We start from the raw sequence: 18,980 nt of genomic DNA, 5'->3' as shown, positions 1-18,980 counted from the left end.
GCCTGGGCTTGTACGCGAAGCTCCGTGACACGAAGCGCAACGCTGCCGGCCGGGGTTCCGGACAGCCTTCCGACCGGCCGTTCAGGAATAGCCCCCGGGGACGTGATGTTATTGGTTCTGTGCCTACGCCCGAACGAGCCCCAGCCGCCCTGCCCGCCAACGCCATGTCGCCGGAGGCTCCCGCCACGGGCGTTCCGGCCGTGAAGACTGCCGGCGCGGCGAAGGCAGCGAGAAGCGAGACGACGACCGGCATCCTGTACGGCATCGGTGCCTACGGCTTGTGGGGGCTGCTGCCGCTCTACTTCATCCTGCTGCAGCCGGCCGGCGCGGTGGAAATCGTGGCGAACCGGGTGGTGTGGTCGCTGCTCTTCTGCGCGGTGCTGATCACCGTCACCCGGAGCTGGGCGCAACTGGCCAGGGCGTTCAAGGACCGCACCATCTTCCTGCCGCTGGTGGTGGCGGCACTGCTCATCGCGGTCAACTGGCTCACCTACACCTACGGCGTCACCAACGGCCACGCCGTCGAGGCCTCCCTCGGCTACTTCATCAACCCGCTGGTCTCGGTGCTCCTGGGCGTCTTCGTCCTGAAGGAAACCCTCCGGCCGCTCCAGTGGGCCGCCGTCGGGACCGGCTTCGCCGCCGTCGGCGTCCTGACCTTTTCCTACGGCAAGCTGCCGTGGATCGCCCTGGTGCTGGCGTTCAGCTTCGGCCTGTACGGCTTCGTGAAGAAGCGCGTGGGCCCGCGGCTGAACGCCGTCACGAGCCTCACCGTGGAAACAGTGGTGCTGGCCCCGTTCGCGGCAGCCACCATGCTCGCCCTGGGCGTGAGTGGAAGCGCCACGCTGGCCAGCAACGGTGCCGGCCATTTCTGGCTGCTGCTCGCCTCCGGCGTGGTGACCGCGGTGCCGCTGGTGTTCTTCGGAGCCTCGGCCAGCAGGCTGCCTCTGACCACCATTGGCATGCTGCAGTACTTTGCACCCCTGCTCCAGTTCGTCGTGGCACTCGCGGTGCTCCACGAGACCATGACCACGGAGCGGTGGATCGGCTTCGGCATCGTCTGGTTTGCCTTGGCGCTGCTGACGGCGGACATGTTCCGCAACACCCGCAAGAACGCCGCATTCCGCAGGCAGGCCCGGATCAAGCTGGCACAGGACTGAAAGGCCAGGAACGCCTAGATCGGCATGGAGTCCACGCGTTCGTAGTCGCGCGGAACCACCACCATCGGCACTGGCAGCGCGCGGAGGATCTTGTTCGCGGTACTGCCGATGAACAGCTTGTTCTTCTCCCCCAGGCGGGAGGAACCAATGATCAGCACTTCGCCTTCCTGCCATTCCAGGCTGTCGATGGCCTCTTCGATGGTGCGTCCATGCGCGACGGCGACACTCACGTCATGCCCCTCCGGCAGCCGGGCGGCGGCGTCGCTGAGGACGGTGTTTGCATGGCGGTGGGCGGCGTTGGTGGCTTCTCCGCTGTCGTCCGCACCGGCGTCGAGCGTCACGAGGGAAACCAGGCGCAGCGGCACGCCACGCCGGTTGGCCGCCCCGATGGCGGTGCCGATCGCAGCATCCGCCCCGGCACGCCGCCCGGTAGCCAAGGTGAAGCGGGTGACCGGCCCGGTGCGGTTGTAGCCGCGGGGCGCCAGGGCGACGGGCACCGGCGAGGCGTGCAGGAGGGCGTTGGCCACGCTGCCCACGGTGAAGCGCTTGAACAGTCCGTTGCTGGCCGCACCCACCACGATCAGTCCGGCGTCGTCACCGGCTGCCTCGATCAGGCCTGCGGGTAGTGATTCGGCGGGAACGGCCCGGAAGGTGGCCTCGACGCCGTCGGGCACCAAGGCCAGGCTGTCCCGTTCGGCACTGAGGATGGCCTGTTCGGTGGGGGTTTCGGCGCGACCCTCAGGGTAGAGCCCCGCGTAGGGGGTGTGCGGATCGACCACGTGGACGATGTCCAGGGAGGCGTCCTGGGCCCGGGCAAGCGAGGCGGCAAGGGCGACGGCGTCCGCGCCGCGCTCCTTGGATGAATAGCCAACGACGTATCGCATGTAATTACCCCTCTTCGGGCAGCTCAACAACGGCAATTCCGTAGTGTGAACTCTACGGTTTCCGCCGTCGGCTGCCCAGGGTCATGCCCTTGCGCAGAGCCGGCGAATCAGGGAATCTGAGCACTTTTGTTCATTTGCATTGAGGGTGCACAGATCCGGACATAACGTGACCCCGATCACCCTTCTTTGTTCCCCGGCCATTTCCAGGGCAAAGACCCCCACGACCCGGAGGCACAGCTTGTCCCCCTTCAAACAGTCCCCCTTCGAACTGAACCGCCGTACCGTCCTGACCTTGATGGGAGCCGCCGCCGTGTTCGCCGGCACCGCACCGGCCGCCGCCGTCGCCAGTGAAAACCCGCTGGCGGACCTCATCGCGCGCCGCCGCGTGATGCTGGCCGGCGACGGCACCGCCGCCGCCGTTCCGGAACTCGCCGGGGCACTGAAGGCCATGAGCGCGAGTGCCGCGGCCACCTGGCAGTCCATGGTCACGCCCAGCGGAACCTCCGGCATCTGGGCCGACCTCCCGCTGACCGGGATCGGCAGCGCCGCCGACGCCACGGGCTACATGGGCGTGAGCTTCAACCGCATCCACGAGCTCGCCGTGGCCTACAGCACGGCCGGCTCGGAACAGCACGGCGATGCCACGCTCGCCGCGGATCTGGTCTCCGCCCTGTCCTACCTGAGCACCACCGCCTACAAGGCCGGCATGCGGGCAGCGGGTAACTGGTGGTTCTGGGAGATCGGGGTGCCGCGCAAGGCCGCCGACATCCTGGTCCTCCTGCATGACGTGGTTCCCGCGGAACTGCGGACCGCGCTGATGGGCGCGGCGCGCTACTTCACCCCGGACCCCAACTGGCGCGGACGCGGCACGGGCTTCGCCGAAACCGGCGCCAACCGCACCGACAAGGCCCTCTCCTGTGCCCTGCGCGGGATGCTGGACGGACGCCCCGATGAGATCGCATTGGCCCGCGATGCCCTGAGCGACACCGCGGGCGGCGGCCGGAACAGCGTTTTCGGCTACGTCACGAGCGGCGACGGCTTCTACACCGACGGCTCCTTCGTCCAGCACACCTACCTGCCCTACGTGGGCACCTACGGGGTGGTGACGCTCGGCGGCATCGCCGAGATCCTGGGCCTCCTGGGCGGCAGCGGCTGGGAGGTCACGGATCCGAAGAAGTCCGTGGTCCTGGACGCCGTGGAATCCGCCTACGCCCCGTTCATCTGGAACGGCCGGATGATGGATGCCGTGCGCGGCCGGGCCGTGTCCCGGCAGAGGAACCCCGACTACGTGGACGGGGCCGCCGCCCTGACCGCCATCCTCCTGCTCGCCCCGGGTGCCGGCGAACCGTACCGCGGCCGCTACCTTTCGCTCGTCAAGGGCTGGCTGCAGCGCGCCAGCCTCACCCTGTACGGACTGCCGGGGCAGAGCATCGCCAAGTCCCTGCTGGTGACCTCCGCCCTGGCGGACACCGCCGTCGTCGCCGCTCCCGCCCCGGTCTACACGAAGGCCTTCGGCGACCAGGACCGCCTGGTCCACCACCGCCCCGGATTCAGCGCGGTGGTGAACATCTCCTCGAAGCGGATCGGCCGCTACGAGTGGGGGAACTTCGAAAACAACCTCGGCTGGTACCAGGGCGACGGCCTGACCTTCTACTACATCCCGGCGGCCCCGGACCAGTACAGCGCCGACTTCTGGCCCACGGTGGACCCTTACCGGCTGCCCGGCACCACCGTGACGTCGGAGCCGCGCCAAAGCGGCGCCGCAAACGGCACGGGCATCCCCCGGGCGTTCCAGGCGTTCGCCGGCGGCCTGGACCTGGACGGCCGCTGGGGCATCCAGGGCATGGACCACCTGAACTTCAACAAGACCCTGAGCGCACGGAAGTCCTGGTTCTTCCTGGACGACAAAGTGGTATGCCTCGGCGCCGGAATCACCTCCGCGTCCGGCCACGAAGTCTTCACCACAGTGGACAACCGCTCCTTCGCGCCCGGCACCGTGCCGGAGATCCGCACGGACAACCGGAACCGCGTCCTGGCCGCGGGCAGCGCCGCAGTCAAGGTCAGGCGCAACGTCCACATCATGGGGCACGGCGGCTACGTCTTCCTGCCTGGCGAGAACGTCAGCGGGGACATCGACGTGCAGGTGATCCGCCGTACCGGCGACTGGAAGAGCATCAACTCCGGTTCGGACACGGGCGGCAACGACGAGCCCAAGACCCGCGACTATGTCACCGTCACCCACCACCACGGCACCGATCCGCAGGGCGGCGGTTACGCCTACATTGCCTTCCCCGGGGCGGAGCATTCCGTGACCTTCACGGAATCCGACGAGCCGAGCATCACGGTGCTGGCCAACAACGCGGGCGCACAGATGATCCGGGACGGCAGCCAGGGCCTGCTGCTTGCGAACTTCTTTGCCGCCACCGCTGCCGGGCAGCCGGTCCAGGGCGTCACCAGCAGCGGCCCCTGCTCCCTGGCGGTGCACGAGGAGTCCGGAAAAGTGACGGTGGCACTGGCGGACCCCAGCCGCACCCAGCCCCTCGCCCGGGTGACACTGGACGGCGTGGCCGCCTCCGCCGTCGTCGACGCCGACCCGGGGGTCACGCTGCTCAGCACCTCACCGCTGACCCTGGAGTTCGCGCTCGACGGTCACGGGCACTCGAAGCGTGTGGTCCTCTCCCGTTAGGGCTTAACGCAAAGAGCGGACACAGGATCGCTGTGTCCGCTCTTTTGCGAGGCCAGACGTCTTTGTCCGTCTGGAGGACTATTGGCTAGGCGTGGGCCTTGATGGCCTTGGCCAGGACGTCGAGGCCGTCCAGCAGCACGTCGTCGCTGATGACCAGCGCCGGCAGCAGGCGGATGACGTTTCCGTAGGTGCCGCAGGTGAGGATGATGACGCCCTCGGCGAGGCAGGCGGCGGCAACGGCCTTGGTCAGTTCCGGGTTCGGTTCCTTGGAGCCGGGCTGCACGAGCTCGATGGCCAGCATCGCGCCGCGGCCGCGGACGTCGCCCACCACCGACACCTCGGAGGCCAGTTCGTTGAGCTTGCCGAGGGCGAGTTCTTCGATGTGGCGGGCACGGGCGTTGAGGTCGTACTGCTCCATGGTGCCGATCGCAGCCAAGGCTGCGGCACAGGCAACCGGGTTGCCGCCGTAGGTGCCGCCGAGGCCGCCCGGGTGGACGGCGTCGAGCAGGTCTGCGCGGCCGGTGATGGCGGACAGCGGCATGCCGCCGGCGATGCCCTTGGCCATGGTGATGATGTCCGGGACGACGCCCTCGTGATTGACGGCGAACCATTCACCGGTGCGGCAGAAGCCGGACTGGACCTCGTCGGCGATGAAGACGATGCCCTTTTCCTTGGCCCAGGCGGCCAGGGCCGGGAGGAAGCCTTCGGCCGGGACGATGAAGCCGCCCTCGCCCTGGATCGGTTCGATGATGATCGCGGCAACCTGGTCGCCGCCGATCTGCTTCTCGATGGCGAGGATGGCGCGCTTGGCGGCCTCGGCGCCGGTGATCTCCGGGTTTTCCTCGCGGAACGGGTAGCTCATCGGCATGCGGTAGACCTCGGGCGCGAACGGGCCGAAGTTGGTCTTGTACGGCATGGCCTTGGCGGTGAGCGCCATGGTCAGGTTGGTGCGGCCGTGGTAGGCGTGGTCGAAAGCGACGACGGCGTCACGGCCGGTGGCCAGGCGAGCCACCTTGACGGCGTTTTCCACGGCTTCGGCGCCGGAGTTGAACAGCACGGTGCGCTTGGCGTGGTCGCCCGGGGTGAGCCGGTTCAGCTGCTCGGCCACGGCGACGTAACCCTCGTAGGGGGTCACCATGAAGCAGGTGTGGGTGAAGTGCGCGGTGGCTTCCTGGACGGCAGCGACGACGGCGGGATCGGAGGCGCCGACGCTGGTCACGGCGATGCCGGAGCCGAGGTCGATGAAGGAGTTGCCGTCGACGTCGCGGATGATGCCGCCGTCGGCGTCCTCAACGTAGACCGGGACGCCGGAAGCGACGCCGGCGGCGACGACGGCGGAGCGGCGGGCGGCCAGTTCCTGGGACTTCGGGCCCGGGAAGGCGCCGTTGATGTTGCGCTTCTGCTCAAGGCGGTAAGTGAGCTCAGGTGCGGTTGCAGTCATTGGTGTTTCTTTCTTTGCTGAATCTCGAAAAGACTCGGGTTTTCAGGCGTCGAGGGAGGACATGACGTGCTTGATGCGTGTGTAGTCCTCGACGCCGTACATGGAGAGGTCCTTGCCGTAGCCGGACTGCTTGAAGCCGCCGTGCGGCATTTCAGCGGTCAGCAGGATGTGGGTGTTGATCCACACCGCGCCGAAGTCCAGGTCGCGGCTGACGCGCATGGCAGTGCCGTGGTCGGTGGTCCAGACGCTGGAGGCCAGGGCGTATTCGACGTCGTTGGCCAGCTCGACGGCCTCGGCCTCGGTGGTGAACTTCTGGACCGTGATGACCGGGCCGAAGGTTTCCTTCTGGACGATGTCGTCGTCCTGGTGGGCACCGGTGATGATGGTGGGTTCGAAGAAGAAGCCCTTCTCCCCCGCGCGGTGGCCGCCGGTTTCGATCTTGCAGTGCGCCGGCAGGTGCTCCACCACGGAGCTGACGGCGTTGAAGTGGTTCACGTTGTTCAGCGGACCGAAGTAGTTGTCTTCGTCGTTCTGCGAACCGGTCTGCAGGGTCTTGGTGTGTTCGACCATGGCCGCGACGACCTCGTCGTGGACCGAGTCCTCGATCAGCACACGTGTGATGGCCGTGCAGTCCTGGCCGGCGTTGAAGAACGCGAACTCGGCAATGGCGGCGGCGCTCTTCTTGATGTCGGCGTCCTTGAAGACGATGGCCGGGGCCTTGCCGCCGAGCTCCAGGTGGGCGCGCTTGAGGCCCTTGGCCGCACTCGCGGCGACGGCGATGCCGGCACGCACGGAACCGGTGATGGACACCAGGCCGGGAACCTTGTGTTCGGTCATCAGGCTGCCGGTGGCGGCGTTGCCAAGGACCACGTTGACCACGCCGGCCGGGAAGATCTCCCCGATCAGGCGGGCCAGCACCAGGGTGGATTCGGGGGTGGTGTCCGAGGGCTTGAGCACCACGGTGTTGCCTGCGGCCAGGGCCGGGCCGAGCTTCCAGATGGCCATCAGGAAGGGGTAGTTCCACGGGGCCACCTGGGCCACGACACCGATCGGTTCGCGGCGCACGTAGGAGGTGTGGCCCTCGAAGTACTCGCCGGCGGACTTGCCTTCCAGGATGCGGGCCGCACCGGCGAAGAAGCGGAGCTGGTCAGCGCCGGCGGCGACTTCCTCGGAGGCGATCAGGGAGCGGACCTGGCCGGTGTTGCGGTGCTGGGCTTCGACGAGCTCGTCGCTGTTGGCCTCGACGGCGTCGGCGAGCTTGAGGAGCAGCAGCTGGCGCTGGCCGGGGGTCACGTGCTTCCACGTGGTGAATGCTTCCTTGGCTGCATTCATGGCGGCGTCGATATCCGCGGACACCGAAATGGGCGACTTTGCGACCACTTCGCCGTTCGTCGGGTTCACGACGTCCAGCAGTTCGGTGCCTGCAGGCGTGACGAACTCCCCGTTGATGAAGTTCTGCAAGGTTTGGACCACGGTGTACAACCCTCTTTCGGTGTCTAGGTGTTGTTGGCAGCACGGTGCTGCCTACAGCCAGGTGTTGTTTAGAGCCCTGTGTTGTCTACAGCACAGTCGAGCCTATGCCAGCAGTACGCCGGACGGAATAGCCAGCTGCACACCTGGCGCAGACGCTCTTAGTGCGAATGACCAGCGCCGGGCTATCCTTTTTCCATGGCAATGTCCCTCTCCGCGCTGCTCGCCGTACAGTCCTTGAACCTCCGCAAAGCGGGGCTCGCGGAGACCACCTGGAACTCGGACATCCGGTGGGTGGCGGTGACAGAGCTGGAGGATCCGCAGCGTTTCCTCAACGGCGGCGAACTCATCCTCACCACGGGCCTGCGCCTCAACGGCGCCACGGAACAGCGCCGCTTCGTGCGCCAGGTGCAGCGCGCCGGGGCCGTCGGCATCGGCTTCGGCACGGGCCTGAGCCACGAAACCGTGCCGCCGGCCCTCGTGGCCGAGGCCAATCGCTGGGGTTTGCCCTTGGTGGAAGTACCCTACGAAACCCCCTTCATCGCCATCGGCAAGCTCGTTGCCGACTCCCAGTCCGCCGACCATTATTCGAAGCTGGAACGGCTCATCGCGGGCCACCAGATCCTCGCCCGTGCACTGCTCACCGGCGGCGGCCTCGGCGAACTGCTCAAGCAGCTGGGCAGCATGCTGCGCACCGACGTCGCGCTCACCCAGTTCAGCGCCCAGCTCTACAACAGCGCTGCGGGCGCCCCGGCCCCGACGGCCGAGAACTGGTCCTCCTACCCGATTCCCACCGGCCGACGCGATGCCTGCACGCTCTGGCTGCGCCACCCCTTCGGCGACACGGGAATCATCGGCTACGCACAGAACCTCATCAGCGTCGAACTGAACAACATGGTCAAGCAGCGCCAGAGCCAGCGGGCCCTGGCGGGGCAGGTGCTGGACGACGTCATCCACGGCACCCTGGACACGATCGAGGCTGCACGCCGCCTCGCCGGCGTCGGGATCAACAGCACCCGCAAGAACGTGGTGCTGCTGGCAGTGTCCAGCGCCCACCACAAGCAGCTCGGCAGCACCTCGCTGCCACAGTCCCTCGACGGGGCGGTCAGCGCCGTCGTCGGGAAGGACCTCGTGACGGTGGTGCCCGACGACGGCACGTCCGCGAGCGCACTGGCCAAGGACCTCAGCGAACACCTGCTGGAGGCAGGGATCCACGCGCTGATCGGGATCGGCGGCGCGTACACGAAGCCCAACGGCGTGCGGTGGAGCTACTTCGAGGCCCGCGACGCCGTGGCCCACGGCCTGCCCGTCAACGAGCCCGAACGGCTCAGCCTCACGTCCCTGCTGCTGGCCAGCGAGGATGTCCCTCTGGCGGACATGGCTGCCGAAGCCCTCACGCCGCTGCAGAAGTTCGATGCCGCGCACGGCTCCGAACTCGTGGCCACCCTGGAGAGCTACCTGAACCACAACGGCTCGGTGGCGGCGGTGGCGGAGGCCCTGACGCTGCACCGCAACACCGTGCGGTACCGGCTGGCCCAGATCACCGAGCTCAGCGGCTACGACCCTTCGCAGACCGCGGACCGGGTGCAGCTCTGGCTGGCCCTGGCCGTTCAGCGGCTTGGCGCCCGCCAACCGCGCTGAGCGCGCCCCCGGACACTCCGCCCGGAGACATTGACCACAAAAGTCTGCATCGGAAACGTCAAACGTCTAACCTTTAGAGCATGGCGACTTCGATACCTGCACAGACCCTGCCCCCGTCCACCCTGCCTAAACGCAAGCTCGTCGTCGTCGCCGGCGTCCTGGCGGTTGCCCTGATCGGCCTGAACCTGCGCGCCGGGATCACCAGCGCCGCCTCGCTCTTCCACGAGCTGCAGGTGGTCCTGGGCTACGGGCCCGTGGTCGCCTCCATCCTGCCCACCATCCCGCTGCTGTGCTTCGCCTTCGCCGGAATGGCCACGCCCTGGCTGGTCCGGAAGACCGGCGTCGAGAAGGCCATCATGCTCTCGCTGGCACTGCTGGCCGGCGGGCTGCTGGTCCGCGGCGTCCCCACCACGGGCGCCCTGCTGGCCGGGACCGTGCTGGCGATGTGCGGGCTCGCCGTGTGCAACGTGGCCATGCCCGTCTTCATCCGTGAGCACTACGCGGCGAAGACCCCGGTCATGACCGGCCTGTACACCTTCACCATGTCCGGCGGCGCCACGATCGCGGCCTCGGTGAGCGTTCCGATGGCGCAGCAGCTCGGCTCGCCGTCGCTCGGCCTCGCCGCCTGGGGAATCCTGGGCGTCGCCGCCCTCCTCGGCTTCCTTCCCATGGTGGTGCACACCCACCGCAAGGCCACCCGCAAGGACACGGAGCGCGTGTCCATGTGGCCCATGCTGCGCACCCGGCACGGCCTGCTGATCACCGCGGTGTTCACCTTCCAGGGGTTCCTGGCGTACGGCGTCATGAGCTGGTTCGCCTACCTGCTGACCAACCGCGGGCTCGGGGCCACCGAGAGCGGCCTGCAGTTCGGCCTGATGCAGATCGTCTCCGTGGTCGCCGGGATGGCGCTGCTGGCCTTCGGCTCCCGGCCGGGCATGCTGCGCCCCGCGTTCTACCTGGCCAGCACCACCACCCTGGCCGGCATCGTGTCCATGCTGCTGCTTCCGGTCGCCTGGGCTGCCGTACCGGCCGTGCTGACCGGCTTCGGCCTGGGCATCTTCCCGCTGGTGCTGATGGTGATCAGCCGCAGCGGACGCTCGACGGCGGAAACCACCGCGCTCTCCACGGTGGCCCAGTCGCTGGGCTACCTGATCGCGGCCGCCGGACCGTTCGGCGTCGGCCTGCTGCACAGCGCGAGCGGCGGCTGGACGCTGCCCCTCGGCCTGCTGATCGTGGCCTCCCTCGCCCTGATGGTTTCCAGCCACCTGTTGACCGCCAAGGGCGTCCTGCCCCAGGCCGCACGGAAGAGCGTCTCATGAGCCTGACCCCGGTGCACCGCCCCGTTCTTGCCGACGAGGTCACCGCCCGCCTCCGCGCCATGATCCAGTCCGGCGAATGGCCTATGGAAGAACGGATTCCCGCCGAGCCGGAACTCATGGCCCGGCTTTCGGTCTCCCGCGGCACGCTGCGCGAAGCGATCAAGGCGCTGGCCCACAGCGGCATGCTGGAGGTCCGCCGCGGGGACGGCACGTACGTCCGCGCCACGAGCGAGATGTCCGGAGCCGCGCGGCGCATGTACAAGGACCACACCCCGCAGCATGTCCTAGAGGTCCGGCTCGCGCTGGACACCCAGGCCGCGCGCTTGGCCGCAAGCAATGCCACAGCGGCCGACATCGAATCGATGCGCAGCCTCCTGCGCGCCTGGCGCGAGGCGTGGGCATCCGGTGACGTGGACACCTGGGCCAGGTCCGACTGGGCGTTCCACGACCTGGTGGCCAAGGCCTCGGGCAATCCGCTGCTGCACGAGCTCTACGCCAGCTTCAGCGGCGCCCTCCACGCGGACCTGCTCGTCCAGCGCCAGCGCGCCGGGTTCAATGGCGTTCCCGGGGCCGGCCATGAGGAACTCGTGGACGCGCTCGAGGCACGGGACGCCGCGGCCGCCGTCGAAAGCGTCAACCGGAACCTGGACTCCTGCGCGGAATGGCTTGGGCAGTAGCGGGAGGCTCGGGCCGGCGGCAGATCAGCCGCTGACCGTGCCCGGAGCATCGCGGAAGCGGGCATCGATGAGCACCACCTCGCGTCCCTCCCGGTGCAGCAGGCTGGCCGCGACGCTGGCCCGGTACCCCGAGGTGCAGTACACCCAGGTGCGGGCCTCCGGCAGTTCTTCGAGCCGGTGCAGGACCTCGTGCAGGGGCACGTTCACGGCGCCGGGAACGTGGGCGGCGGCGAACTCGTCGGTACGGCGGACGTCCAGCAGCGTGTCCCCCTCCGCGCGGTCGCGAACGAATCCCGCCCAGTCCGTGCGGGGGTAGCTTGTCAGCGGGACACCCGGGGCGAGGGCCCGGGAGTCATCGCCGACGGCCGCGTCCGGCGAGTCGATGCCGATCCGGGCGAGATCGCGGACGGCCCGTTCGACGTCGTCCCGGGACCCCACCAGCGTCAGCGGCTGCCCCCACGGCAGGACCCACCCCAGGTAACTGGTGAAGCTGGAGCCGCTGCCGTATTCGAAACTGGCGCTGCCCAGCAGATGGCTGGCCGCGAAGGCCACCCGGTTCCGCAGGTCCACCACCCATTCGCCCGCCTCGAGCCTGCGCCGCAGCTCGCCGGGATCGACATTGTCCGGGACAGCCAGCGACGCCGGACCGGGACCTGCCTCATTCAGCGGCCGCATGTGGGCGTAGTACGAAGGATAGGCCGAGACGGCTGCCAGCAGCCCGGCCACGAAGTGGTCCTCGTCCGGGTCGGTCAGGGCATGGTTGAACGCGAGCTGCTCGGCGATGGTGGACGCCTCCTGGCGGCTCGCCGGACCGATGGAACAGAAGGAGCCGAAACCGTGCGTGGGGTAGAGCTCCGCGTCCGGACCGGCGAACGCGGCGAGCCTGCGCACCGACGCGTACTGCTCATGGGCGAGCCCGGCGGTGTCGGAGGCCGCCACGAGGTCGGTGCGGCCGACGGAACCATACAGCAGGCTGCCGCCTGAAAACACGGCCCGGCGTCCGGCGTCGGGCCCGTCAGGCTCCTCCACGACATAGGCGAGGTGCGTGTGGGTGTGGCCCGGGGTGGCAAGGACCGTCACGGACAGGCGGCCCACGCGGAAGAGCTGCCCGTCCTTGACGGGAACCCGTTCGAAGGCGACGGCATCGGCGGTGTTGACCAGGTACCGGGCCCCGTGCTTTTCGGCGAGGACCAGTCCGCCGGTGACGTAGTCGTTGTGGATGTGGGTTTCGGCGACGTGGGTGATGGCCACGCCGGCGCCGCGGGCGGCGGCCTCGACGCGGTCGGTGTCGCGCTGGGGATCGATGACCAGCCCCACCATGCCGTCATGAACGAGGTAGCTGCGGTCCCCGAGCGGGGTCGTTTCGATGACGACGACGTCCATACCTCAGGTTAAAGCAACGCGGGGTCACGTAGGGCCCATCCGGAGGACCGGAATGGGGCTACCTGACCCCGCGTTCCGTCTGACTAGACGTTGGCGGCGACACCGTCGCGGGAGATGTCCACCATCTCCTCGCGCGGAACCACCTTGATGCGTTCGCGCTGGACCTCGACGCCGTGCGAAGTACCGGCCTCGGTGGCCGCAGCGCCGAGAGCGAGCTCGTGGGCGTCCAGTGCCAGCCAGCCTTCCCAGCTGGTGTACTTCACGCCGCGGGTGTCGAGCAGCTCGACGACGGCGTCGGCCTGGGGAGCCTCGGCGAACGGCAGCTTGGCGCGGTCCTCCAGGAGGTAGGTGACGGTCTCGAGGGCGTCGCCCTTGGTGTGGCCGATGAGGCCCACCGGGCCGCGCTTGATCCAGCCGGTGGCGTACAGGCCGGGGACGTGCTGGCCGTCGGCGTCCAGGACGCGGCCGCCGTCGTTGGTGATGACACCCTTCTTGTGGTCGAACTCGACGTCCGGCAGGGCCGAACCGAAGTAGCCGATGGCGCGGTAGACGGCCTGGACCGGGTAGTCGATGAACTCGCCGGTGCCGCGGGCGTTGCCGGTGCCGTCCAGTTCGGTGCGCTCGAACTTGATCCCAGCCACCTTGCCGGGGGTTTCGGCGGAGTCCACGATCTCCACCGGGCTGTGCAGGAAGTGCAGGTGCAGGCGGCGGGAGGCCTTGAGCTCGGAAAGGTCCTCGGGCTGTTCGGCGATCCAGTTGGTGAGGGTACCCACCATGGTCTTGACCTGGTTGTTGCTCTGGACCTGGCGGTCGGATTCCTCGTCGAACTCGAAGTCCTCGGCGTAGAGGATGATGTCCACGTCCTTGGAGTGGGACAGTTCGCGCAGTTCCAGCGGGGTGAACTTCACCTGGGCGGGGCCGCGGCGGCCGAAGACGTGCACGTCCGTGACCGGGGAGTTCTTCAGGCCGGCGTAGACGTTGTCCGGGATCTCGGTGACGAGGAGGTCGTCGGCGTGCTTGGAGAGGACACGGGCGACGTCCAGGGCAACGTTGCCGTTGCCGAGGACGGCGATTTCCTTGGCCTCCAGCGGCCATTCGCGGGAGACGTCCGGGTGGCCGTCGTACCAGGACACGAAGTCGGCGCCGCCGTAGGAGCCCTCGAGTTCGATGCCGGGGATGTTCAGGTCGGCGTCCTTGATGGCACCGGTGGCGAAGATGACGGCGTCGTAGTGCTTGCGGAGGTCCTCGATGGACAGGTCCGTGCCGTAGTCGACGTTGCCGAAGAAGCGGATGTCGCCGCGGTCGAGCACCTTGTGCAGGGCGTTCACGATGCCCTTGATGCGGGGGTGGTCCGGGGCCACGCCGTAGCGGATGAGGCCGTAGGGCGCCGGGTAGCGGTCGAAGAGGTCGATGCTGACGTTCAGCTCGCCGCTCTTGACGGCTTCGCTCTTGGTGAGGATGTCAGCGGCGTAGACGCCGGCCGGGCCGGAGCCGATGACGGCAACGCGCAGCGGGCGCTCGATGGATCCTACGGTGGTGCTTGATGACACGGCTGTGTTCCTTATCTTCGGCGCGGGGCTGTGTGGCGCGGGACTAGAGGGCTGCTGCCCGGGGTTTGTTCGGAGTCAAAGTGCTGTAGTCGGCGGTCTTGAAGTGTGCGGGGGCGAAGGGGCTGACACGCACGACATCGCCGATCACCACCACTGCGGGATTGGCCACACCGCTGGCTTCCGCCTGGCCGGCGATGCTTGCCAGGGTGCCGATGGTGACGCGCTGTTCGGGCATATAGCCGTTCTCTACGATACCCACCGGCGTGTCCAGGGGCATTCCGGAGGCTGCGAGGGCGGCCGTGGATTCACGGAGTTTGGCCACCCCCATGAGCAGGATCACAGTATGGTCCGGGCGCGCGGGGACTTCGGCGAGTTCCTCATGCCCGGTCACGACGCTGAAGCCCTTGGCAAGGCCGCGGTGGGTCACCGGGATGCCGGCGGCTGCGGGGACGGAGATGGCGGACGTGACGCCCGGAACCACCTCGACCTCGACGCCGTTCTGCCGGCAGAACTCTGCTTCCTCGCCGCCGCGGCCCAGCACGTAGGGGTCGCCGCCCTTGAGCCGGACCACCCGGTGGCCGGCGAGGGCTTCGTCCACGAGGATGCGGTTGATCTCCAGTTGCGGGACGGGGTGGTGGCCGGGAGTCTTGCCGACCTCGATGATGCGGACCTCGGGTGCCAGTTCCTTGAGCAGTTCGCGGGGGCCGAGCCGGTCTGCGACGACGACGTCGGCCTGGGCCAGGAGCCGGCGGCCGCGGACGGTGATGAGCCCGGTGTCGCCGGGGCCTCCACCGACGAGGGCGACGGAACCCTGGTGCGCGCGCTTGCGGCGCAGCGGCAGGTCGCCGGTTTCCAAGGCGGTGGCGACGGCGTCGCGCAGGGCCATCGCGCGGCGCGGGTCTCCCCCGGCATTGATGGCGATCTTGACGTCGTCCACGACTGCGACGGCGGGAGTCCAGGCGGCGGAGGATTCGTGGTCGGAGGCGTTGACGCACCAGATGCGCTGCGCCTCGGCGTCGGCAGCCACCTGGGCGTCCACGGCGGCGACGCCGGTGGCGGTCTGAACGAACCACACGCCGTCAACGTCGGACGAGCGGTAGTCGCGCGCCTCCCAGGCAAGCAGGCCGGCGTCGGCGAGTTCGCGGAGCGCGGGCGAGGCAACGGGGGCGACGACGGTGACCTCGGCCCCGGCGTCGAGCAATCCCTTGGCGCGGCGCGCGGCAACGGGGCCGCCGCCCACCACCAGCACGGGGCGGCCGAGCAGGCGCAGTGCCGTGGGATAGATGTCCTGTATTGCCATGAAAAAACTGTAGGGCCGGGCCGTAACATGCTTCAAAGCTCCGGAAACACCGGTTAACGCTAGGTAATCCGGCGTCACATTGTTACGTGTCCGGCCGCCGCCTTCCTCAGGCCTTCGCCTCCCACCCCAGCGCCGGGGCGATGTACTTCGCAACGTTCGCCAGCAGTTTGGCGTTGTAGTCGACGCCGAGCTGGTTGGGGACCGTGAGCATGAGTGTGTCGGCGGCCTGCACCGCGGCGTCCTTGGCGAGTTCCTCGGCCAGGGCGTCGGGTTCGCCGATGTAGCTCCGGCCGAATCGCGACAGGGCCCCGTCCAGCATCCCCACTTGGTCGCGGCCGTCCACCTGGGCGCGGAGTCCGAAGTAGTGCCGGTCTTCGTCGTCCACCACCGGCAGCACGCTGCGGCTGACGGAAACCCGCGGCTCGAACCCATGCCCGGCGGCGGCCCAGGCTTCCCTATAGAGCTGGATCTGCTCGGCCTGCAGCTGGTCAAAGGGCACGCCGGTGTCCTCGGTCAGCAGGGTGGAACTCATCAGGTTCAGGCCCTGTTCGGCCGCCCACACGGCGGTCTTCCGGGTTCCGGCGCCCCACCAGATGCGTTCGGTCAGCCCGGGTGAAGTGGGCTGGACGGGAAGCAGGCCGGTGCCGCCACCGGCGTAGGCCGGATCGGCCGGAGCGACGCCGCGGCCGGCGATCGCGTGCCGGAACAGCTCAGTGTGGCGCCGGGCCATGGCGGCCGGGTCTTCGCCGTCGGCCGGGACATAGCCGAAGGCGGCCGCCCCGTTGAGGGCGGGCTCGGGTGAGCCGCGGCTGATGCCCAGCTGCAGCCTGCCGCCGCTGATCAGGTCCGTGGCCGCGGCCTCTTCGGCCATGTAGAGGGGGTTCTCATACCGCATGTCGATGACGCCGGTGCCCATCTCGATCCTGCTGGTCCGGGCGGCGATCGCGGAGAGCAGGGGAAAGGGCGCGGCCTGCTGGCGGGCGAAGTGGTGGACGCGGAAGAACGCGCCGTCGATGCCGATCTCCTCGGCGGCCACCGCGAGCTCGATGCCTTGCAGCAGCGCGTCCCGGCCGGTTTGTACCAAGGAACCCTGGGCGCGGCCCCAGTGTCCGAAGGAAAGGAAGCCGATGCGCTTGGGGTGCGGTGTCATGTCCGCGTCAACGCGCGCGTACGCCGGGGAATTCCTGCGGCGGCCTGTGCGGGGTTTCCTCGACCTACCGTCCGTCCCCACCGGAAGAAGCACCCCAGGAAACGCAAGAGCCCGACGGCGGGAGGTCGCCGTCGGGCCCTTGGGCTCGCGTTCAGGAGTGGGGACTCAGCGCGTCCCGCCGGCCAGCAGGCCGCGGCGCTGCAGCAGGCGCTTCTCGATCGGGCCGAAGACAAGTAGCTCGATCAGGATGCCCACGGCGAGGATCAGCAGGATCGCGGACATGACGATGGCCATGTCCGACAGCAGGCGGCCCTGGTCAAGCAGGGAGCCGAGGCCGAAGCCAATGGTGCCGCCGGTGGCAATGATTTCGGCTGCCATCAGGGAGCGCCAGGAGAAAGCCCAGCCCTGCTTGAGGCCGCCGATGTAACCGGGCAGCGCGGCGGGCAGGATGATCTGCAGCGCCATCTGGAGCCGGCTCGCGCCAAGGACCTTGCCCACGCTGCGGAACTGCGGCGGGATCTGGTCCACGCCCGAAATGAGGCCGTTGATGATGGACGGGATAGCGCCCATGAACACCACGAAGTACACGGTCGCGTCGCTCAGGCCGAACCAGATGATGGACGCCGGAACCCAGGCCACGGACGGCAGCACCTGCAGGCCGGAAATCAGCGGGCCGAAGGCACGGCGCAGGGGTGCCGCCTGGGCCAGCAGCAGTCCCACCGGGGTGGCGATGACAACGCTGATGAGGAAACCGAGCAGGCCGCGCTGCAGCGAGGTCCACACCGATTCCTGGACCTTGCCTTCGGACCAGAGCACACCCATCTGGCCAAGCACGTCGAGCGGACCCGGCACCTGGTCGCGGCGCTTCAGGCCGAGCGAAACGTAGAACTGCCAGACGAGGATCAGCACCACGAGGGCTGCGATGGGCAGCAGCACGCGGCTCCAGTCGATGCCCGCCTTGCGCTGGACATCCGACTGGAGCTTGTCCAGGCCGGCTTCGAGGTCGCGCAGATCCTCGGGGTTGCCCTTGAGGACGGGCGAAGTGATGTGACCGGATGCGAAGTTGGGGTCAGTCACGGGGCGGACATCCTGTTCAGTTGGCATGGCGGCGGATCTCCTCGCGCAGGCGGCGGGTAATGGTCGCGGTCAGTTCCCCGGCCTGGCCGGCGTCGGTGCGGTGTTCCTCGGTGACGTCCCATTCAGCCACCACGCGGCCGGGACGGGAGGACAGCAGCAGCACCCGCTGGCCCAAGCGGACGGCTTCACGCACGTTGTGGGTCACGAAGACGATGGTCCGGCCGGTTTCCTTCCAGATCCGTTCCAGTTCATCGTGCAGGAGGTCGCGGGTGATGGCGTCCAGCGCGGCGAAGGGCTCGTCCATGAGGAGCAGCTGCCGGTCCTGCGCCAGCGAACGGGCCAGGGCCACGCGCTGCCGCATGCCGCCGGACAGCTCGTGGGGGCGCTTGTCTCCCGCCCCGCCGAGGTGCACAAGTTCGAGCAGTTCGGTGGCGCGGGCGTTCCGTTCGGCCTTGCTGCTGCGCTTGCCGGAGTTTTTTTCGGCGAGCTGAAGTGCGAGCTCGATGTTGCCGCGGGCGGTCAGCCACGGGAAGAGGGCCGAGTCCTGGAACATGAAGGCGGCACCGTCTGCCGGCACCTCCAAGGCGCCCGACGTCGGCTCCTCCAGTCCGGCGAGGATGTTCAGCAGGGTGGACTTGCCGCAGCCGGACGCGCCGAGGAGGGCGACGAACTCGCCCTTCGCGATGGTGGCGTTGACGTCGTCCAGCACCGGGGCGCCGTCGCCGAAGCGTTTACCCAGATGTTCCAGTACGACTGGCATGTTCCCGTCCTTTGAGTTGGCGTTACTACGAGCGGTGGCTTCCCGGGCCGTGGTGGCCCGGGAAGCCGGGGTTTGTGGTGTTAGTCCTGGCCGAGGCCTGCGGCTGAGGTCTTCGTGCCGGTGATCTCGTTCAGGGTGCGGAGGTCGAAGATGCCGGTGAGGTCGGCGGTCTTGGTGGTGCCGGCGTCCACGCCGTCCTGGAGCAGTTTCGGGAAGGTTCCGGCCAGGGGGTCGGTGGTGAAGGTGATGTTCTTCAGGGAGCGGGCGATCACGTCCGCGGCCAGGGGTTTGCCGGCGCTGTCCTTGAGGGCGGCGTTGATCACGGAGGCCTTCTCCGCGGCCGGGGCGGTGGTCAGCCAGTCCACCGAGGCCACGTGGCCCTTGAGCAGGGCCTTGACGGTCTCGGGGTGTTCGGCGGCGAATGCCTTGTTCACGATCAGCACGGTGGTGACGAACTCGCCCTTGGCCCAGAGGTCCTTCTCGTC

15 protein-coding genes are annotated in these 18,980 nt (G+C 68.5%); 5 read left to right on the top strand and 10 right to left on the bottom strand.

What is annotated here, in order from left to right; all coding sequences use genetic code 11:
- Positions 1 to 164 precede the first annotated feature (164 nt).
- On the top strand, positions 165 to 1,157 hold the full coding sequence (gene rarD, locus DWV11_RS17680; RefSeq protein ID WP_115790463.1) for an EamA family transporter RarD: 993 nt from the start codon (positions 165 to 167) through the stop codon (positions 1,155 to 1,157).
- 14 nt (positions 1,158 to 1,171) lie between these two features.
- Here rarD and DWV11_RS17675 read toward each other — a convergent pair whose 3' ends face one another.
- Positions 1,172 to 2,041, bottom strand: a complete 870-nt coding sequence (locus DWV11_RS17675) for a universal stress protein (RefSeq protein ID WP_115790238.1) — start codon at positions 2,039 to 2,041, stop codon at positions 1,172 to 1,174.
- A gap of 238 nt (positions 2,042 to 2,279) precedes the next feature.
- Between DWV11_RS17675 and DWV11_RS17670 the strand changes: the two genes are divergently transcribed.
- Complete coding sequence (locus DWV11_RS17670) at positions 2,280 to 4,727, top strand: polysaccharide lyase 8 family protein (protein ID WP_245953761.1); 2,448 nt, start codon at positions 2,280 to 2,282, stop codon at positions 4,725 to 4,727.
- An 85-nt stretch (positions 4,728 to 4,812) separates the two neighbouring features.
- On the opposite strand, the gene gabT is transcribed toward DWV11_RS17670, so the two are convergent.
- Complete coding sequence (gabT, locus tag DWV11_RS17665; protein ID WP_115790237.1) at positions 4,813 to 6,168, bottom strand: 4-aminobutyrate--2-oxoglutarate transaminase; 1,356 nt, start codon at positions 6,166 to 6,168, stop codon at positions 4,813 to 4,815.
- A gap of 42 nt (positions 6,169 to 6,210) precedes the next feature.
- Positions 6,211 to 7,641 (bottom strand): gamma-aminobutyraldehyde dehydrogenase, encoded by a 1,431-nt coding sequence (locus tag DWV11_RS17660; RefSeq protein ID WP_115790461.1) that lies wholly within the window; start codon positions 7,639 to 7,641, stop codon positions 6,211 to 6,213.
- A gap of 195 nt (positions 7,642 to 7,836) precedes the next feature.
- Between DWV11_RS17660 and DWV11_RS17655 the strand changes: the two genes are divergently transcribed.
- From DWV11_RS17655 to DWV11_RS17645, 3 genes are all read left to right on the top strand, one after another.
- The gene (locus DWV11_RS17655) at positions 7,837 to 9,279 is read left to right on the top strand and encodes a PucR family transcriptional regulator (RefSeq protein WP_115790236.1); all 1,443 of its coding nucleotides are present in this window, start codon (positions 7,837 to 7,839) and stop codon (positions 9,277 to 9,279) included.
- A gap of 80 nt (positions 9,280 to 9,359) precedes the next feature.
- Positions 9,360 to 10,598: an MFS transporter gene (locus DWV11_RS17650; protein WP_115790235.1), complete on the top strand. Its 1,239-nt coding sequence runs from the start codon at positions 9,360 to 9,362 to the stop codon at positions 10,596 to 10,598.
- The gene (locus DWV11_RS17645) at positions 10,595 to 11,275 is read left to right on the top strand and encodes a FadR/GntR family transcriptional regulator (RefSeq protein ID WP_115790234.1); all 681 of its coding nucleotides are present in this window, start codon (positions 10,595 to 10,597) and stop codon (positions 11,273 to 11,275) included. Before DWV11_RS17650 ends, DWV11_RS17645 begins: the two co-directional genes overlap by 4 nt.
- A 24-nt stretch (positions 11,276 to 11,299) precedes the next feature.
- Here DWV11_RS17645 and DWV11_RS17640 read toward each other — a convergent pair whose 3' ends face one another.
- The 7 genes from DWV11_RS17640 to DWV11_RS17610 all read right to left on the bottom strand — a co-directional run.
- A complete protein-coding gene (locus DWV11_RS17640; protein WP_115790233.1) occupies positions 11,300 to 12,658 on the bottom strand; it encodes an MBL fold metallo-hydrolase in 1,359 nt (452 codons plus the stop codon).
- An 83-nt stretch (positions 12,659 to 12,741) separates the two neighbouring features.
- Positions 12,742 to 14,208: an FAD-dependent oxidoreductase gene (locus DWV11_RS17635; RefSeq protein WP_115790232.1), complete on the bottom strand. Its 1,467-nt coding sequence runs from the start codon at positions 14,206 to 14,208 to the stop codon at positions 12,742 to 12,744.
- 43 nt (positions 14,209 to 14,251) lie between these two features.
- Complete coding sequence (gene cobA, locus DWV11_RS17630; RefSeq protein ID WP_115790231.1) at positions 14,252 to 15,508, bottom strand: uroporphyrinogen-III C-methyltransferase; 1,257 nt, start codon at positions 15,506 to 15,508, stop codon at positions 14,252 to 14,254.
- Positions 15,509 to 15,614: 106 nt separating this feature from the next.
- Entirely contained in the window at positions 15,615 to 16,658 is a 1,044-nt protein-coding gene (locus tag DWV11_RS17625) for an LLM class flavin-dependent oxidoreductase (RefSeq protein ID WP_115790230.1), read from the bottom strand.
- Positions 16,659 to 16,823: 165 nt separating this feature from the next.
- Positions 16,824 to 17,762, bottom strand: a complete 939-nt coding sequence (locus tag DWV11_RS17620) for an ABC transporter permease (protein ID WP_115790229.1) — start codon at positions 17,760 to 17,762, stop codon at positions 16,824 to 16,826.
- On the bottom strand, positions 17,752 to 18,495 hold the full coding sequence (locus DWV11_RS17615) for an ABC transporter ATP-binding protein (RefSeq protein ID WP_115790228.1): 744 nt from the start codon (positions 18,493 to 18,495) through the stop codon (positions 17,752 to 17,754). The genes DWV11_RS17620 and DWV11_RS17615 overlap by 11 nt, the downstream gene beginning before the upstream one ends.
- Positions 18,496 to 18,575: 80 nt before the next feature.
- A partial coding sequence (locus DWV11_RS17610; protein ID WP_483964186.1) for an aliphatic sulfonate ABC transporter substrate-binding protein occupies positions 18,576 to 18,980 on the bottom strand: 405 nt, incomplete at its 5' end.

Origin of the sequence: Arthrobacter silvisoli (assembly GCF_003369445.1) — a bacterium.
Taxonomy (GTDB): domain Bacteria; phylum Actinomycetota; class Actinomycetes; order Actinomycetales; family Micrococcaceae; genus Arthrobacter; species Arthrobacter silvisoli.
This window is presented reverse-complemented; position numbering and strand designations above follow the sequence as displayed.

What these genes read in the sequence shown, in the direction of transcription:
- DWV11_RS17650 (WP_115790235.1), top strand. Translation starts at nt 9,360, where the DNA reads ATGGCGACTTCGATACCTGCACAGACCCTGCCCCCGTCCACCCTGCCT.
- DWV11_RS17655 (WP_115790236.1), top strand. Translation starts at nt 7,837, where the DNA reads ATGGCAATGTCCCTCTCCGCGCTGCTCGCCGTACAGTCCTTGAACCTC.
- DWV11_RS17620 (WP_115790229.1), bottom strand. Translation starts at nt 17,762, where the DNA reads ATGCCAACTGAACAGGATGTCCGCCCCGTGACTGACCCCAACTTCGCA.
- DWV11_RS17625 (WP_115790230.1), bottom strand. Translation starts at nt 16,658, where the DNA reads ATGACACCGCACCCCAAGCGCATCGGCTTCCTTTCCTTCGGACACTGG.
- DWV11_RS17615 (WP_115790228.1), bottom strand. Translation starts at nt 18,495, where the DNA reads ATGCCAGTCGTACTGGAACATCTGGGTAAACGCTTCGGCGACGGCGCC.
- DWV11_RS17640 (WP_115790233.1), bottom strand. Translation starts at nt 12,658, where the DNA reads ATGGACGTCGTCGTCATCGAAACGACCCCGCTCGGGGACCGCAGCTAC.
- DWV11_RS17645 (WP_115790234.1), top strand. Translation starts at nt 10,595, where the DNA reads ATGAGCCTGACCCCGGTGCACCGCCCCGTTCTTGCCGACGAGGTCACC.
- gabT (WP_115790237.1), bottom strand. Translation starts at nt 6,168, where the DNA reads ATGACTGCAACCGCACCTGAGCTCACTTACCGCCTTGAGCAGAAGCGC.
- DWV11_RS17675 (WP_115790238.1), bottom strand. Translation starts at nt 2,041, where the DNA reads ATGCGATACGTCGTTGGCTATTCATCCAAGGAGCGCGGCGCGGACGCC.
- cobA (WP_115790231.1), bottom strand. Translation starts at nt 15,508, where the DNA reads ATGGCAATACAGGACATCTATCCCACGGCACTGCGCCTGCTCGGCCGC.
- rarD (WP_115790463.1), top strand. Translation starts at nt 165, where the DNA reads ATGTCGCCGGAGGCTCCCGCCACGGGCGTTCCGGCCGTGAAGACTGCC.